The organism is Streptomyces sp. NPDC029956 (assembly GCF_055574655.1).
Genome location: NZ_JBVHZJ010000004.1, coordinates 215403 through 231561, shown reverse-complemented (window position 1 = coordinate 231561; position 16159 = coordinate 215403). Strand labels below are relative to the sequence as shown.

Annotated in this window: 14 protein-coding genes; 6 read left to right on the top strand and 8 right to left on the bottom strand. The window is 69.9% G+C overall.

All coding sequences use genetic code 11. The annotated features are described in order from the left end of the window. Positions 1-11: 11 nt before the first annotated feature. Positions 12-1520, bottom strand: a complete 1509-nt coding sequence (locus ACZ4XX_RS04905; protein WP_468506546.1) for a cytochrome ubiquinol oxidase subunit I — start codon at positions 1518-1520, stop codon at positions 12-14. A gap of 205 nt (positions 1521-1725) precedes the next feature. Between ACZ4XX_RS04905 and ACZ4XX_RS04900 the strand changes: the two genes are divergently transcribed. Further along, the gene (locus ACZ4XX_RS04900; RefSeq protein WP_468506545.1) at positions 1726-2106 is read left to right on the top strand and encodes a cyclophilin-like fold protein; all 381 of its coding nucleotides are present in this window, start codon (positions 1726-1728) and stop codon (positions 2104-2106) included. Between the two features lie 84 nt (positions 2107-2190). Here the strand turns inward: ACZ4XX_RS04900 and hisC are convergent, their stop codons facing one another. Then, on the bottom strand, positions 2191-3294 hold the full coding sequence (gene hisC, locus ACZ4XX_RS04895; RefSeq protein ID WP_468506544.1) for a histidinol-phosphate transaminase: 1104 nt from the start codon (positions 3292-3294) through the stop codon (positions 2191-2193). A 773-nt stretch (positions 3295-4067) separates the two neighbouring features. Between hisC and ACZ4XX_RS04890 the strand changes: the two genes are divergently transcribed. The 3 genes from ACZ4XX_RS04890 to ACZ4XX_RS04880 all read left to right on the top strand — a co-directional run bounded on the left by ACZ4XX_RS04890 (position 4068) and on the right by ACZ4XX_RS04880 (position 7661). Further along, positions 4068-5174 (top strand): LacI family DNA-binding transcriptional regulator, encoded by a 1107-nt coding sequence (locus ACZ4XX_RS04890; protein WP_041130217.1) that lies wholly within the window; start codon positions 4068-4070, stop codon positions 5172-5174. 272 nt (positions 5175-5446) lie between these two features. Next, a complete protein-coding gene (locus ACZ4XX_RS04885) occupies positions 5447-6841 on the top strand; it encodes a metallophosphoesterase (protein ID WP_468506543.1) in 1395 nt (464 codons plus the stop codon). 160 nt (positions 6842-7001) lie between these two features. Further along, on the top strand, positions 7002-7661 hold the full coding sequence (locus ACZ4XX_RS04880) for a hypothetical protein (RefSeq protein ID WP_468506542.1): 660 nt from the start codon (positions 7002-7004) through the stop codon (positions 7659-7661). Between the two features lie 158 nt (positions 7662-7819). On the opposite strand, the gene ACZ4XX_RS04875 is transcribed toward ACZ4XX_RS04880, so the two are convergent. After that, on the bottom strand, positions 7820-8653 hold the full coding sequence (locus ACZ4XX_RS04875; RefSeq protein WP_468506541.1) for a hypothetical protein: 834 nt from the start codon (positions 8651-8653) through the stop codon (positions 7820-7822). Positions 8654-8851: 198 nt separating this feature from the next. On the opposite strand from ACZ4XX_RS04875, the gene ACZ4XX_RS04870 reads away from it, so the two are divergent. Beyond that, on the top strand, positions 8852-9979 hold the full coding sequence (locus ACZ4XX_RS04870; protein WP_468506540.1) for a hypothetical protein: 1128 nt from the start codon (positions 8852-8854) through the stop codon (positions 9977-9979). A gap of 103 nt (positions 9980-10082) precedes the next feature. Here ACZ4XX_RS04870 and thiC read toward each other — a convergent pair whose 3' ends face one another. After that, entirely contained in the window at positions 10083-11903 is a 1821-nt protein-coding gene (gene thiC / locus ACZ4XX_RS04865) for a phosphomethylpyrimidine synthase ThiC (protein ID WP_468506539.1), read from the bottom strand. A 211-nt stretch (positions 11904-12114) separates the two neighbouring features. On the opposite strand from thiC, the gene ACZ4XX_RS04860 reads away from it, so the two are divergent. After that, the gene (locus ACZ4XX_RS04860) at positions 12115-13632 is read left to right on the top strand and encodes a YibE/F family protein (RefSeq protein WP_468506538.1); all 1518 of its coding nucleotides are present in this window, start codon (positions 12115-12117) and stop codon (positions 13630-13632) included. Between the two features lie 192 nt (positions 13633-13824). Here ACZ4XX_RS04860 and ACZ4XX_RS04855 read toward each other — a convergent pair whose 3' ends face one another. The 4 genes from ACZ4XX_RS04855 to ACZ4XX_RS04840 all read right to left on the bottom strand — a co-directional run bounded on the left by ACZ4XX_RS04855 (position 13825) and on the right by ACZ4XX_RS04840 (position 16111). Continuing rightward, positions 13825-14268 carry an SsgA family sporulation/cell division regulator gene (locus ACZ4XX_RS04855; protein ID WP_030317990.1) on the bottom strand — a complete coding sequence of 148 codons (444 nt, stop codon included), beginning with the start codon at positions 14266-14268 and terminating at the stop codon, positions 13825-13827. Positions 14269-14406: 138 nt separating this feature from the next. Continuing rightward, positions 14407-15144: an IclR family transcriptional regulator gene (locus ACZ4XX_RS04850; protein ID WP_468506602.1), complete on the bottom strand. Its 738-nt coding sequence runs from the start codon at positions 15142-15144 to the stop codon at positions 14407-14409. Between the two features lie 270 nt (positions 15145-15414). After that, on the bottom strand, positions 15415-15633 hold the full coding sequence (locus ACZ4XX_RS04845; RefSeq protein WP_187621992.1) for a DUF5326 family protein: 219 nt from the start codon (positions 15631-15633) through the stop codon (positions 15415-15417). 160 nt (positions 15634-15793) lie between these two features. Then, entirely contained in the window at positions 15794-16111 is a 318-nt protein-coding gene (locus ACZ4XX_RS04840; protein WP_360788105.1) for a cupin domain-containing protein, read from the bottom strand. Positions 16112-16159 lie beyond the last annotated feature (48 nt).

Sequence of the window (16159 nt, the reverse complement as noted above, 5' to 3'; positions counted from 1 at the left end):
TCTCCTGAGCCTCAGTACGAGAAGGCCATGGGGCGGTCGGGGTCACGAGAGTCCCCGCCGATCTTGGTGGGCGGATTGAGGTCGTCCTCGGTGAGCTCCGGCGGGCCGGCCTTGATGTACTTCACGAGGAGCTTGACCTCGATCACGGCGAGCACGGCGTACAGCGCGGTGAAGACGATCATCGAGGTGAGCACCTCGGCCGTGGTGGTGCCGGGGGAGACCGCGTCCCGGGTGCGCAGCACGCCGTACACGACCCAGGGCTGACGGCCCATCTCGGTGAAGATCCAGCCCCAGGAGTTGGCGATCAGAGGGAACGCCATGGTCCAGAGGGCGATGATCCAGTACCACTTGCCCAGGCGGGGGCTGAGCGCCTTCCGCTTGAACAGGACCAGGTTCGGCACCTCGTCCTCACCGGTCCGCAGCCCCGGCGCCAGCATGAACTTCTTGCGGGTCAGCCAGAGACCGATCATGCCGATGGTCAGCGAGGCCATGCCGAAGCCGATCATCCAGCGGAATCCCCAGTAGGCGACGGGGATGTTGGGCCGGTAGTCGCCGGGGCCGAACTTCTCCTGCTCGGCCTTGTTGATGTCGTTGATGCCCGGGACGTACGAGCTGAAGTCGTCGTTCGCCAGGAACGACAGCAGGCCCGGGATCTCTATGGCCACCTTGTTGTGGCCCTTGTCGACATCGCCGTACGCGAAGATCGAGAACGGCGCGGGCGCCTCGCCGTCCCAGAGCGCTTCGGCGGCGGCCATCTTCATGGGCTGCTGCTTGAACATGACCTTGCCGAGCAGGTCACCGCTGATGGCGGTGCCGAGGCCGGCGATGATCAGGGTGATCAGGCCGAGCCTCAGCGAGGTCCGCATCACCGGGATGTGCTTCTTGCGTGCCAGGTGGAAGGCGGAGATGCCGACCATGAACGCGCCACCGACCAGGAAGGCCGCCGTCATGGTGTGGAAGAACTGGGTGAGGGCGGTGTTCTGGGTGAGCACCTGCCAGAAGTCGGTGAGCTCGGCCCTGCCGCGCTCCTCGTTGATCCGGTAACCCACCGGGTGCTGCATCCAGGAGTTCGCCGCGAGGATGAAGTACGCGGAGAGGATGGTGCCGATCGACACCATCCAGATGCAGGCGAGGTGGATCCGCTTGGGGAGCTTGTCCCAGCCGAAGATCCACAGACCGATGAAGGTCGACTCGAAGAAGAAGGCGATCAGCGCCTCGAAGGCGAGCGGCGCACCGAAGATGTCACCGACGAAGCGCGAGTAGTCGGACCAGTTCATGCCGAACTGGAACTCCTGCACGATGCCGGTGACGACACCCATGGCGATGTTGATCAGGAAGAGCTTGCCCCAGAACTTCGTCGCCCGGAGGTACTTCTCGTTCTCCGTGCGGACCCATGCGGTCTGGAGACCTGCGGTGAGCGCGGCGAGGGAGATCGTCAGGGGGACGAAGAGGAAGTGGTAGACGGTGGTGATGCCGAACTGCCAGCGCGCCAGGGTCTCTGGCGCCAGAGCGAGGTCCACGTCGTTTTCTCCTTACATCGCCGTGGTCACATCGGCAGTTTGCCCGGCTCATCCCACCCAATACGGGACGAACCATGACACGCTTGTGAACGCGTTCACATTCACAAGCATTATTGCTCATACGAAATCCGTACCTTCAGCCGGGGTCCCCTCCACCAAAGGTCACCTCTTCCCAGGACCTTCAACATATTGTTGAATCCGGGGCATGACCCTTGGGATACGCATCGTCTGGCCGGCCGGACACACCACGGCCACCCTTGAGGAAACCCCCACGAGCACAGCGCTCGCGGGGGCTCTCCCGATCTTCTCCACCGCTCGGACCTGGGGCGAGGAGGTCTACTTCGACACTCCGGTCTCCGCCTCCGTCGAGGACGGGGCGCGACAGGTCGTCGCCCCCGGCACGGTGGCCTTCTGGACGGAGGGCGACGCACTCGCCCTCCCCTACGGCCCCACCCCGATCTCACGGGGCGAGGAGTGCCGGCTCGCGAGCCCCTGCAACGTCCTGGGCGCGCTGGACGGCGACCCCCGGATCCTGGCCACCGTGCGGGACGGCGACCCGATCCGGGTGGAGCTCGCCGACACCTGACAGGCGTCGACCGCCGCTCGGCGGCAGTGCGGGTCGGCTTCACCGGCCGGTCGCCACCACCGGTCGGTGCGCGCCAGCGAGTGATCAGCTCTCCTTGCGGAAGCCCTCGGCCGCCTTCAGGAACAGGTCGTTCGCCTCGGTCTCGCCGATCGTGACGCGCACGCCCTCGCCGGCGAACGGCCGCACCATCACCCCGTGCCGCTCGCACTCGGCCGCGAAGTCCAGGGTCCGCTCGCCGAGCCGCAGCCAGACGAAGTTCGCCTGGGTGTCCGCCACGGTCCAGCCCTGCCCCACGAGACCCGCGTGGACCCGCTCGCGCTCGGCCACCAAGGAGCCGACCCGGCCGAGCAGTTCGTCCTCGGCCCGCAGCGAGGCCACCGCCGCGTCCTGCGCCAGCTGGCTCACGCCGAACGGCACGGCCGTCTTGCGCAGCGCCGCCGCCACCGGCTCGTGGGCGACCGCGAAGCCGACCCGCAGCCCCGCCAGGCCGTACGCCTTGGAGAAGGTGCGCAGCACGGCGACGTTCGGCCGGTCGCGGTACAGCTCGATGCCGTCCGGGATGTCGGTGTCACGGACGAACTCGCGGTACGCCTCGTCGATCACGACCAGGACGTCGGAGGGCACCCGGTCGAGGAAGCGCTCCAGCTCGGCCCGGCGCACCGCGGTGCCCGTGGGGTTGTTGGGGTTGCAGACGAAGATCAGCCGGGTCCTGTCGGTGATGGCCGCGGCCATCGCGTCGAGGTCGTGCACCTCGCCCTCGGTGAGCGGCACCTGTACCGAGGTGGCCCCGCTGATCTGCGTGATGATCGGGTACGCCTCGAAGGAACGCCAGGCGTAGATGACCTCGTCGCCGGGGCCGGAGGTGGCCTGGAGGAGCGACTGGGCGACGCCGACCGAGCCGGTGCCGGTGGCCAGGTGCGAGACGGGCACGCCGAAGCGGTCGGCCAGCTCCTCCGTCAGCCCCGTGCAGGCCATGTCCGGGTAGCGGTTGAAGTTCGCGGCGGCGGCCAGCGTGGTCTCCATGACGCCCGGCAGCGGCGGATACGGGTTCTCGTTGGAGGACAGCTTGAAGGCCACGGGACCGCCCGAGGCCGCCGGCCTGCCCGGCTTGTAGGTGGGGACGCCGTCCAGCTCGGCGCGCAGCTTCGGGCCCGTGCTCGTCCCGCTGGTCCCGCTGGTCTCGCTCACTCTGTGGCCTCCTCGACCGTCCGTACCGCCAATACTCCTCACCTTAAGAGGATTCCCCTCCGCTGCGAATGGGCTGTGGACAACAGGAGGGACACGCTGTGGACACGACCTCGGGGAACGACGCCCGCCCGCCCTCCGAAGGACCTCCGGGAACAGCGCCCGGCGACCCGGGACCACCCCCGGGAGCGGCCGCCTGAGCGACTCGAAACCGACCCCTGAGAGCGGCGCCCGAGCGACATCGGCGCGATTCCCCGGCGCACCACCCCGACGGCCGCGTCCCCGGCGACTCGAAACCGACCCCTGAGAGCGGCGCCCGAGCGACATCGGCGCGATTCCCCGGCGCACCACCCCGACGGCCGCGTCCCCGGCGCACCACCCGGCGACCCGACGGCCGCCCCTCGCACGCCACCCGCCGCGCCACCCCGGCCGGCCCCCGGGGCGGCCGGGAAGCGACCCGGGGAGCCGCCTCGCGAGCCGCCCCCGGCGACACCCTCGCCGTGCCCCCGAACCGGGGGGAGCGCGCGTCCGGGTGGCGCGCGCCGGTGGCGGGCGCCGTGGCGCGCATCCCCCGTAGAGGTGAGTTGAGACCTCTTCGAGACCTCGCCCCCACACCAGGCCTACGCCGTTCGGCAACCACAGGTCCCATGGCGAAGACCCTAACTACCTTGGATTCCTTGCCTATTGGCGCCCTTCGGCCATGCAGAAACGTGCCTGTCAACGCCTGCATATGCGACCGGCCCAACCACCTCTCATCGCCCTACTATCGGCTCGCCATGACAGCAGCAGGGAAGCACCAGGTGAGCCGGGCACAGACCCGGGGAAGCCGGCAGGGCCGGGCAGGCATCCGGGACGTGGCCGCCGCCGCCGGGGTCTCCATCACGACTGTCTCCGACGCGCTCAACGGCAAGGGCCGACTCCCCGACGCCACCCGCCGTCACGTGCGCGAGGTCGCCGACCGGCTGGGCTACCGCCCGTCCGCGGCGGCCCGCACGCTCCGCACCGGGAAGTCGGGACTCATCGGCCTGACCGTGACCACGTACGGGGATGAACCTTTCACCTTCACCGAATTCGCGTACTTCGCGGAGATGGCCAGAGCAGCCACATCGGCGGCGCTCGCGCGGGGCTACGCCCTGGTCATCCTCCCCGCCACATCCCGCCATGACGTCTGGTCGAACGTCGCCCTCGACGGCACCGTCGTCATCGACCCCTCCGACCACGACCCGGTCGTCACCGAACTGGTCCGGCAGGGCCTGCCCGTCGTCTCCGACGGACGCCCCGCCGGCACCCTTCCGGTCACGGCCTGGGTCGACAACGACCACGAAGCCGCCGTCCTCGATCTGCTCGACCACCTCGCCGACGCCGGCGCCCGCCGCATCGGTCTCCTCACCGGAACCACCACCGACACCTACACCCGCCTGTCCACCACCGCGTACCTCAACTGGTGCGAGCGGGTGGGCCAGGACCCCGTCTACGAGGCCTATCCGGCGCACGACCCGTGCGCGGGTGCCGTCGCGGCCGACCGGCTGCTCGCCCGACCGGACCGGCCCGACGCCGTGTACGGCCTCTTCGACCCCAACGGAACCGACCTCCTCGCGGCCGCGCGCCGCTACGGGCTGCGCGTCCCGGACGACCTGCTGCTGGTCTGCTGCAGCGAGTCGACCGTCTACGCCACCACCGAACCGCCCATCACGACGCTCTCGCTCAAACCGCGCCGGATCGGCACGGCCGTCGTCCAGCTCCTCATCGACGCCATCGAAGGGATCGACACCGACGGCCCCGTCGAGCAGGTGATACCGACCGAACTCATCGTCCGCACCTCCTCGCAGCGCCGTTCACCGCGCACCACCGTCAGCCCGCCGCGCTCACCCGCGAAGGACTGACACCCCGCCAACCGGCTCCACCGAATCCGCCGTCCCGCCCCTGCCCGTGGGCCGGGACGGCGAAACCGGCCACCCAACCGGCCTCAACCCTGGACTCGACCTTCTCAATTCGGGCGAAACAACCGGTGAACCCGGAGTGGACCCGGATTCACCACCCCTGGTGCGTCACACAGGAGGAAGCTCATTCCTATGATGGGCGCACGACACCGCGGGCCACCCCGACCAGGCCGGTCCGCGATGTGCAGGGCATCGCGACCGTGGTGGAGGGGTCCATGACTCAGGGGGCCGGGCAGGAGCCCGTGGTGCGCACGGCGACATTGCGTGACTTCCGCGTACCGCCGTACGCCCGCGTGCCCGTACAGGGCCATGCCACCGATCCGACGACCACGGAGCCTCTGCCGGTGCCGCCACCGGCCGAACCCGCTCCCCCGGAGCACGCACCCGTGGCCGTACCCGCTGGACCTGCCGGACCCACGGCCGCCGTCGGCGCTCCGGTGCCCGCGGCCGTACCCGCGGCCTCCGTGCCGCCGACCGTCCCCGCCGTACCCCCGCACGCGCCCACCGTGCCCGCTCCCACGGCCGGTCCGCCCGCGCCCGCGCCCGCCGAGCCGACCCTGCATCTGGGACGTCTCACCGCTCCGGCGTACGCCCCCGCTCAGGCCCCGGCCGGCTCCTCCATCGTCTCCGTCGCCACCGGCCACCCGGGGAACGCGTTCCCCGAGGGCGGGATGCCCGAGGGCTACACCCCGACCGAGCGCGACCTCCCGGTCATCAACCGCGGGGACACCGTCCAGGTCCCCGTCGCCGCCGAACCCGCTCCCGGGCCCGCCCCGGCGAGCGGCGAAGGCCCGGGCCCGCTCTTCGTCGTCGGCGACGTCCACGGCTATCTCGACGAACTCGTCGAGGCCCTCCACGCCCAGGGACTCATCGACGAGAACGGCAGCTGGGCCGCGGGCAACGCCCGCCTCTGGTTCCTCGGCGACTTCACCGACCGCGGCCCCGACGGCATCGGCGTCATCGACCTCGTCATGCGCCTCTCCGCCGAGGCCGCCGCCGCCGGCGGCTACTGCAAGGCCCTCATGGGCAACCACGAGCTGCTGCTCATCGGTGCCAAGCGCTTCGGCGACACCCCGGTGAACTCCGGCGCGGGCACCGCCACCTTCCAGGCCGCCTGGCTGCTCAACGGCGGCCAGAAGCACGACATGGACCGGCTCCAGGACGTCCATCTGCACTGGATGTCCCGGCTCGACGCCGTCGTGCAGGAGGACGACCACCTCCTCCTGCACTCCGACACCACCGCGTACCTCGACTACGGCCAGACCATCGAGGACGTCAACGACACGGTCCACGAGATCCTCAACCGGAACGACGCCGACGAGGTCTGGGACGTCTTCCGCAAGTTCACCAAGCGCTTCGCGTTCCGCGACGAGGGCGGCCCGCAGGCCGTCCAGGAGCTGCTCTCCACCTACGGCGGCTCCCGGATCGTGCACGGCCACAGCCCCATCCCGTACCTCCTCGGCCAGGTCGGCACGGAGGAAGGCGAGGGCAGTTCGGGCCCGCTCGTCGACGGACCGCACGTGTACGCGGACGGTCTGGCGATCGCGATGGACGGCGGAGTGACCATGGCCGGAAAGCTACTGGTCGTCCAACTCCCGCTGAACGGCTGACGCATAACCCTCCGCATCCGGGGAAGTCGAATTCCGGAAACACCCTGTCAGCGCGTGGCACCACCGCAATACCATCGGGTCCATCCGTAGCAGGCTCTCCTCCGTTTCCGCCCAACCGACCGTTTCCGACGGCTGATCCGGGCCTACGGAGCATCGGGGGATGCACATGAACGTGGCTCCGCACCTGCTGACCGAGGACCGCGCCGAGTACGAGCGGGTCCTCGACGACGCACTGAGCACCGCCCACGCACGTCCGGATCTCGCCGGAGCGGGAACCCGGCTCACACTCGCCCAGCTGCGCTCCCTGACCCTGAACGCGACAACTCTGGTCACCAGCGCGGCGGCGAGCGAGTACGACCACTTCGTGAAGGTCCGCGAGCAGCACCGCGCGGCCCTCGGGACCAGGACACCGGCCTCCGCGGACCGCCCGGGCCCCGGGCCCGGTGTCGTCGCGATCCTCACCGTCATGGTGCCGGTCCTCGCGGGCGCGGCCGCCTTCATCTTCCTGCTGGTCGGCGCGGTCCTGCACGCCATCGCCCCCACCGTGGCGTTCGGGGCGACGCTGCTCACGGCCGGCCTGGTCTTCGGCGCGGTGGCGGCCGCCGGGCTGCTCGGCGCGGCCGCCGGGCTCCTCGTGACGGCCCTGCGCAACAGCCCGGCCGAGGTGAGCAGGGGCGGTCCGCCCACAGCCGCACCGGACGACGAACTGTCCCGCGCCCGCGAGGCCTGGCGCCGCGCCCTCCTGGAGCGGGGCATCCTGCCCTTCCTCCGCGACGTCCTCGCCGCCACCGCCCCACCCACCGGCCAGCCCGGCCCCTGACACACCACCGGCCCGCGACTCACAGGGGCCGCGGGCCGCGGCACGATGTCTGCGCACCTGCGCACCTGACCCCTGCACATCGGAGGGTCAGGCTGTCGACGACCACAGGTCGGGCGGGGCTTCGGCTGGTCTTCGTCGACGCCCGGGTCGAACCGGAACTACCGAGCGGCGGCACGGGCTTGGCGGGGCTGAGCTCGCAGCTCTGCCAGCCGGTGGCAGTCATCGGTCCCGGCCAGACCCTCGTCCAGCGCCAGCAGGGAGAGCAGCTGCACCGGGCGTCCCACCGATGCCGCCGCCTCCAGCTTGTGGTGGCCGTCGAGCAGGAAGTGCGTCAGCCCCCAGTGCCGGTACTCGTCCGTGGCGGTGAGAGCGATCGCGGGCTCGCACAGGTCCAGCGTGGACACGGCCACCGCCGTCGGGACAGCCCCGCGCCTCAGCCGCTCCGCGTACTCGGCCACGCGTTCGCGTTCGTTCCACAGCGGCGGCACCATCGGCACGACGAACTCGTAGAGGTGCGCCCCTGCGTCGACCGCGGTCTCGAACGTCCGGTAGTACGGGACTCTCGGATGCTCCGGGAGCCCCCAGAACTGGTCGATCCCCCAGGTGGCCACCTGCTCACCACTGAAGTAGTCGCCTTCCTGCCCCGGGGTGACCAGGCGTGGCTCGACGGTGAGCAGCAGAGGAAGGTAGTCGCCTTCCGGCAGCAAGGAGCCGAACGTGTCGAGGATGTCGTCGTCCAGGCCGACCGGCTTCTCCGCGAGGCGTTCACTCATGCTCGCGATCGAGAGCGTCGCGTTGGCACCCTCCAGCCGACGGAACAGGAAGCAACAGGTTCCGCAGGAGAAGGAGAGCTCGAAGGCCGGTGCTCCGTCGAGCGCGAGCAGCCTGCGTCGAGGGCTGACTCCTCCTTCCTGGAACTCTGTCTCGAACCTGAGTCTCGCCTCGGCCTCCGCCACCCCGAACCTGCGGGGCTCGCCTGCTCTCACTGCCATACGGATCTCACTGCCATGCGGGCCACGGTAGACGCAGAGAACGGGCCCGAACCGCGCAAGGTCGCAGCTCAGCAGGCGGGGGTTCCCGGGTCCCACCGGCCCCACCCACCGCCCCCACCCGCCTCCGCACCCGCTGTGACGTCCTACGATGCGTCGGTCCTCCGGTGGATCCGGATCTTCGTGCGGCAAAGGGAATCCATGCGCCTGTCCAGCTACGTCAGGAAGGCCGCCATGGGCGCGGCGTCGATCCCCCTCATCGCCGGGTGCGCGGGGGACCACGTCGCGGGCGGGGCCGTGGAGCGAGCCGCGGAGAAGCCCGCCGCGGAGCGAACCGCGAAGCGGCCCGACTCCTGGACGGACCTGCCGGTGCGGACCGGCGCACGGGACGTCGTCCACACGGGCACCGACCGCCGGTCGTACGAGGTCAGGATCACGGTCAAGAGCCTGGTCCGGGGTGCGGAGGAGGACATGCAGGGGGCACGCGTGGACGGGGAACTGAAGGGCATGGTCCCCCACTACCTCACCTTCGAGGTCACCAACACCGGCCGGAAGGAGATCCCCGCCGCCTACATGGTGGACAACGACCTCGCCCTGAACGGCACCGACTGGACGCGCGGGGAGAAGGCCTACGTCAGCGGTGGCAGGCCGGGCGGGGGCGACCTGCCCTGCGCGGACACCGCGCCGCGGACGCTGGCGCCCGGCGACTCGTTCAACACCTGCGTGACCTACGTACTGCCCGAGGGCGTCGGCGTGCTGTCGCTGACGCACAACGCCGACGGCTACCTCGACAAGGGCGGCGCGGTCGCGGCCTGGCCCGTCGCGGGCGGTGTCGAGGCGGCGTCCGCGGGGCTGGCGGAGCCTGAAGACGTCGTCCGCGTCCGGTGGGACGCCGGTGAGAATGGCGTTCTCACCGGCAAGGACGTCCTCGAACTGCCGGCCAAGCTCGTTTCGGTACGCCGGGGCAGCGCGGCCGACCTCGCGGACCTGGACCTCGACCTCGATGAGAACGAGCGGCGCGGCGTCCCGTACTACGTGAAGGTCACCTACACCAACACCGGGTCGAAGGACCTCTACACCAACCAGGCCGGCCACGTCCGCCTGCTCACCGAGGGCGGTCGGCAGATACCGGGGAAGACCCCCTACGTCCTCGACACGGAGATCCCCGGCTGCCCGTCCGACTGGATCGCCCGGATGATCCCGCCGGGCGACAGCGTGACGGAGTGCAGCATCCATCTGGTGACGGACGCCGGCGACAAGCCGTTCGCGGTGGGTTTCGCGGAATCGGGCCGGCCGGGCCTGGTGGCCTGGCGGGCCCCCCTCCACTGAGGCGAGCCGACCCCGGACCGGTGGGCCTGAGGGGCCGCCTCCACTGAGGCGGGCCCGGCCAGGGCTGGTGGTCCGGCCCGGCCCCCCTCCGCAGCGGGCCGGGTCAGTCGGCCGAGCTGCCGCCCGTCTCCGCGAGCGGCAGGTACACCCGGTTGCCCGCGGCCGCGAACTCCTTCGACTTCTCCAGCATCCCGGCCTCGATCTCCTCCGGGCTGGCGTCCGCCTCGCCGCCGAACTGCTCCGTGATGCTCCTGCTGATCTTCATCGAGCAGAACTTCGGACCGCACATCGAGCAGAAGTGCGCGGTCTTCGCGGGCTCCGCCGGCAGCGTCTCGTCGTGGAACTCGCGCGCGGTGTCCGGGTCGAGCGCCAGGTTGAACTGGTCCTCCCAGCGGAACTCGAACCGCGCGTCCGAGAGCGCGTCGTCCCATTCCTGCGCGCCCGGGTGCCCCTTGGCGAGGTCCGCCGCGTGGGCCGCGATCTTGTACGTGATGACACCGGTCTTCACGTCGTCGCGGTTGGGCAGGCCCAGGTGCTCCTTGGGCGTGACGTAGCAGAGCATCGCCGTGCCCCACCAGGCGATCATCGCGGCGCCGATGCCGGAGGTGATGTGGTCGTACGCGGGCGCGACGTCCGTGGTCAACGGGCCGAGCGTGTAGAACGGCGCCTCCTCGCAGATCTCCTGCTGGAGGTCGATGTTCTCCTTGATCTTGTGCATCGGGACGTGCCCGGGGCCCTCGATCATCGTCTGCACGTTGTGCCGCTTGGCGATCGTGTTCAGCTCGCCGAGCGTGCGCAGCTCCGCGAACTGCGCCGCGTCGTTGGCGTCCGCGATCGAGCCGGGGCGCAGCCCGTCGCCGAGCGAGTACGTGACGTCGTACGTCGCAAGGATCTCGCAGAGCTCCTCGAAGTGCGTGTAGAGGAAGTTCTCCTTGTGGTGCGCGAGACACCAGGCGGCCATGATCGAGCCGCCGCGCGAGACGATGCCGGTCTTGCGGCGCGCGGTGAGGGGCACGTACGGCAGGAGCACGCCGGCGTGCACCGTCATGTAGTCCACGCCCTGCTCGGCCTGCTCGATGACCGTGTCCTTGTAGATCTCCCAGGTCAGGTCCTCGGCGCGGCCGTCGACCTTCTCCAGGGCCTGGTAGAGCGGCACGGTGCCGATCGGCACGGGGGAGTTGCGCAGGACCCACTCGCGGGTGGTGTGGATGTTGCGGCCGGTGGACAGGTCCATGACCGTGTCGGCGCCCCACTTGGTCGCCCAGGTCATCTTCTCCACCTCCTCCTCGATGGAGGAGGTGACGGCGGAGTTGCCGATGTTGGCGTTGACCTTCACCAGGAACCGCTTGCCGATGATCATCGGCTCGATCTCCGGGTGGTTGACGTTCGCCGGAAGCACCGCGCGGCCCGCGGCGATCTCCTCCCGTACGACCTCGGGGGAGACGTTCTCCCGGATCGCCACGTACTCCATCTCCGGGGTGATCTCCCCCCGGCGGGCGTACGCGAGCTGGGTCACGGCCTGGCCGTCTCGGCCGCGGCGCGGCACGCGCGGCCGGCCGGGGAAGACCGCGTCGAGGTTCCTCAGTCCCCCGCCGCGCGGCGAGGTGTGCTTGATGCCGTCGTCCTCGGGACGGGCCGGGCGGCCCGCGTACTCCTCGGTGTCGCCGCGCGCGATGATCCAGTTCTCGCGCAGCGGCGGAAGACCCCGCCGTACGTCGGTGTCGACGGTGGGGTCGGTGTACGGGCCGGACGTGTCGTACAGCGTGACGTCCTTGCCGTTGGTGAGGTGCACCTGACGGACCGGCACCCTGAGGTCGGGGCGCGAGCCCTGGACGTACCCCTTGTGCCAGCCCGGCGTGCGGGCCCCGTCGGCAGAGGTGTCGTCCTGCTCGGAGGCAGGCGTGCGTGCATCCTGAATGGTCATGAGACCGATCTCCCTACGCCGGCATTACCCGGTAACAGGTTCGGCGGTCGGCGCAGCCTCCTCCCGTACGTACATCAGTACGCGCGTACGGTGATCAGCGCCCTCTCAGCCCGGTGCTCCGAGCTCCCGCGTGTGCAAAGGTGCCACCACGCTAGCGTCATCCCTGGCGTGCTGAACAGTGGGCCCCCGCCGTTCTTGCGATGATCGGTCGGTGACTTCCCCCCAACAGCCTCCCGAGCCGCACGGCCACGACCACGACCACAGTCCCTATGGGCATGCTCAGCCACATGGCTCTCAGGGGCACGATCCGGCACACGGATCGCACGGTTCGCATGGACCGCACGGGCACGGTCCGACGCATGGATCGCACGGATCGCACGGGCAAAGTCCAACGCAGGCATCGCACGGGCACGGTCCGGCACAGGGGTCCCACGGGCACAGCCACAGTCATGGGCCCGCCACCCCGGTGTCCCGGCATCTGCGCCGGGTCATCGCCGCGATCCTGATCCCCTTCGCCACGGCGGTCGTGGTCGGACTCGTGGTCCTGTGGCCCGGTGGCACCCCTCCGCACGAGCGGACCGGCGTCGGTTTCGACCGGCAGACGGAGCAGGGCAAGGTCGTCGCCGCCGAGCAGGTGGACTGCGCCTCCGTGAACGCGGGGCAGGTCCCGCCGACCGGTGACACCTCGACCCCGCAGGGACGCGAGGCGGTCAACGCACAGCAGGGGGAGTGCACGAAGGCGACCATCGAGGTCACCAGCGGCCCGGAGAAGGGCCGTACGTTCACCGAGATCGTGCAGCCGGACGCACCGCGCCAACTGCACGAGGGTCAGGGCGTGGTGGTGGCGTACGCTCCCGACGCCCCGCGCGATCTGCAGTATTCGGTCACCGATGTGAACCGGAAGGTCCCGATGGCGGTGCTCGCCGGGATCTTCGCCGTCGCCGTCGTGGTCGTCGGCCGGCTGAAGGGGGTGATGGCCCTCATCGCGCTCGTCGTGAGCTTCCTGATCCTGACGTTCTTCATCCTGCCCGCGATCCTGGACGGGTCGAATCCGCTGGTCGTGGCGGTGGTCGGATCGAGCGCCATCATGCTGATCGCGCTCTACATGTGCCATGGGCTCTCGGCCCGGACCTCGGTCGCGGTCCTCGGCACCCTGATCTCCCTGCTGCTGATCGGTCTGCTCGGCTCGGTGTTCATCGGCTGGGCCTCGCTGAGCGGCAACACCGACGACAACACCGGCCTGATCCACGGCCTGTACCCGGAGATCGACATGTCCGGCCTGCTCCTGGCCGGGGTGATCATCGGTTCGCTCGGTGTGCTCGACGACGTCACGGTCACCCAGACGTCGTCGGTCTGGGAGCTGAAGCAGGCCGACCCGGGCATGGGACCGCGCGCGCTGTACCGGGCAGGGATCCGGATCGGCCGCGACCACATCGCCTCGGTCGTGAACACGCTGGTGCTCGCCTACGCGGGTGCCGCCCTCCCGCTGCTGCTGCTCTTCTCCATCGCGCAGAGCAGCATGGGGACGGTGGCCAACAGCGAGCTGGTCGCCGAGGAGATCGTCCGGACGCTCGTCGGATCGATCGGTCTGGTCGCCTCCGTGCCGCTCACCACGGCGCTCGCGGCGCTGGTGGTCTCCGCCGACCGCACGGACGACGGAGGCAGGCCGAGCGCGGACGGCAGGAAGCCCGCGGCGGTACGGGGCGGACGGCGCCGCCGTGCGAAGTGAGACGCACGGGTCGACGGGCGCCGAGCCGGTGGCGGGAACGCACACGGGGACAGTGCGCGTGGACGGCCGTCGGGGCAACGCCCGTGGACGGGCGCCGAGTCTGTGCGCGGACGGGCGCCGGGACAGGACCCGCGGACAGGCGCCGGCTCAGGCGGCCGGGCGTCGGGACAGGACCCGCGGACGGGCGCCGGCTCAGGCGGCCGGGCCCGCGCTCTCCTCGGCCAGGATTCGGCCCAGTGCCGCCTCCAGGTTGTCCTCGAAGTCGCCGAGTGTCCGCTCCTGACCGAGTGGCACCAGTTTGTCCGTACGGTCGAGGAAGGCGACCAACGGCGGCGCGCTCGCCCGGAACAGGGCACGATCACCGCCGACCTGAAGCCGGATGGAGACGTCCGAGAGGCCCTCGGGCTCGGTCGGGGCGATGTGCACATCGCCGTCCCCGCTCGGCCGGTTGATCCCGTCGAGCAGCAGCTCCCTGCCGAACGCCCAGGTCACAGGCGCGTCCCCGGGGAGGTGGAAGGTCATCCGCACCGCGTAGGGATCCCGGGTCTCGTATCGGAGTTCAACCGGGATCTTGAAGGAGAGCTCCTCGGAGACGAGGAAGCTCATCAGGACCTCGGCCTGAACCGACTCTCGCATCATGTACCCCGCAGTAGATGAAGCAGTTGTGTAAACACAGCTGCTGAAAGCTGTGACCGAAACGGCCAGGAATGATCCCCCGTGGCCCTCTTGACGCAATCGTGCTGTAAGCACTAGCAGATCACAAGGAGTGATTTTTCAGATACTGATAGAGAACGCGAGCGAACTGAAGAGCCTCCCGATCTCTGTACGTAGTTGCTCGACTGCTGGGAGCAACCGTTCTTCCTGGTGAAGGGGGAGGGAAATGGCCATTGCGGCCGCCGTGGAGCCCGCAGTGATGGGGATTGCGGCGCAGACCGTGCCGAGTGCATATTCCTGACGCTCCACCAGGGGCTCCATTCGCCCCAAACCGCCCAAACGCTCCAAAAGCGCACGGCGGTTACGCAGCGTGTACGGAGTGATGGCTTCCACGGGGTGGCGGTCAAGGTGGTCTTGACGAGATTTCAGATCGAGTTGGCTCAAGAGGCACTGCCCGATCGCATGGGCGTGCGCGGTCTCGCGAAAGTCGGCCCATTCCTCGACCGCGGGGGCGGAAGGAGTGTCGGCGACGGCGACGAGCTCGATCTCACCCTCGCGGTAGAGGGCGAAGTACACCGGCACACCGATCACATCCCGCCAACGGGCAAGGGAGTCCTCGATCTTGATGCGACGATTCTGCACATCTCCGCCGCCGGCGAGTCGGACCGCGGCGTCGCCCAGGACGAACACACCCTTCTCGCGGACCAGATAGCCCTCGTGCGTCAGGGTGCGGAGCAGGTGGTACGTGGTGGGGAGCGGAAGGCCCGTCTCACGGGCGAGCTGTTTGGCCGGGGCGCCTTCCGCATGGGAGGCCACGGCCTCCAGGAGTCTCAGTGCGCGCTGCACCGAGCCGATCAGGGTAGGAGCAGAAGTCTGCGTAGCCGTGGCCAAAGGTCACCCCCAGGCGTGACGACGGATGCATCGCACCCGCCCGCGGGGGCCGCCCCCGCGCGCCCGCCGGGCCTGGGAAACCGCTGGTCAGTAGGGAGGTCTACGCCTGTAGTCCCCAACGCGGCGGAGGGATTCCACTCTAGTGGCAGCTCCTGGGCCCGCGCCCTGAATCGACCAGCGCGTTCCCCCGGCCGGGCTAATACCCTCCGTCGGCTCCATACCGATCGGTAGCCTGTGCTACCACTCCTCGCGCGACCGGTCGGAGGAGCTGAACTTCCGTACGACGTAGATCAGTCCGGCGACGAGGGCCACGAAGAGCAGCACCTTGAAGAGCAGTCCGACCACGAAGGCCAGGACGCTGGTGATCAGTCCGCCGAAGACGAGCAGTGCGAGTACGGGTATGGCGACCCACTTGACCCACCACGGCATTCCCGCGAGAACCTCCTGTACGGCCATCGCCCTCTCCCTCGCTCTCGAAGATCTGTTCCGCACACTCCGCGCCGAACACCCTCAAGGCTAGGGTCCGGGCGAGGCGCACGGGGGCCCTGCGGCCCCCGCTCTCCCCTGATCCGCCCCCTAGGGGCTCCGCCCCGCTCGACCCTCAGGCGCGCGGCGCTCAGCTCTCCGGCGGGGAGAAGACCACCATCACCCGCAGGTCCTCGCTGATGTGGTGGAACCTGTGCTCCACCCCGGCCGGCACATAGACCACGCTGCCGCGCGCCACCTGGGTCGTCTCCGTCCCGACGGTGATCGCCGCCCGGCCGCTCACCACGAAGTACACCTCGTCCTGGCGGTGCGGCTGCTGCGGGTCGAGCTCACCGGCGTCCAGCGCGTACAGGCCCACCGACATGTTCCGCTCCCGCAGAAACTGGAGGTACGCGCCCTTGTTCGCGGCACGCTCCGCCTCCAGTTCATCCAGTCGGAATGCCTTCATCGCCTGTCAGCCCCTGCCCTCGGCCCGATCATGTCTGCCACGATCAGA

Coding starts and splice junctions, on each gene's coding strand:
- ACZ4XX_RS04875 (WP_468506541.1), bottom strand. CDS start 8,653: ATGGCAGTGAGAGCAGGCGAGCCCCGCAGGTTCGGGGTGGCGGAGGCC.
- ACZ4XX_RS04890 (WP_041130217.1), top strand. CDS start 4,068: ATGACAGCAGCAGGGAAGCACCAGGTGAGCCGGGCACAGACCCGGGGA.
- ACZ4XX_RS04900 (WP_468506545.1), top strand. CDS start 1,726: ATGACCCTTGGGATACGCATCGTCTGGCCGGCCGGACACACCACGGCC.
- ACZ4XX_RS04845 (WP_187621992.1), bottom strand. CDS start 15,633: ATGGCCGTACAGGAGGTTCTCGCGGGAATGCCGTGGTGGGTCAAGTGG.
- ACZ4XX_RS04880 (WP_468506542.1), top strand. CDS start 7,002: ATGCACATGAACGTGGCTCCGCACCTGCTGACCGAGGACCGCGCCGAG.
- thiC (WP_468506539.1), bottom strand. CDS start 11,903: ATGACCATTCAGGATGCACGCACGCCTGCCTCCGAGCAGGACGACACC.
- ACZ4XX_RS04855 (WP_030317990.1), bottom strand. CDS start 14,268: ATGCGAGAGTCGGTTCAGGCCGAGGTCCTGATGAGCTTCCTCGTCTCC.
- ACZ4XX_RS04870 (WP_468506540.1), top strand. CDS start 8,852: ATGCGCCTGTCCAGCTACGTCAGGAAGGCCGCCATGGGCGCGGCGTCG.
- ACZ4XX_RS04885 (WP_468506543.1), top strand. CDS start 5,447: ATGACTCAGGGGGCCGGGCAGGAGCCCGTGGTGCGCACGGCGACATTG.
- ACZ4XX_RS04840 (WP_360788105.1), bottom strand. CDS start 16,111: ATGAAGGCATTCCGACTGGATGAACTGGAGGCGGAGCGTGCCGCGAAC.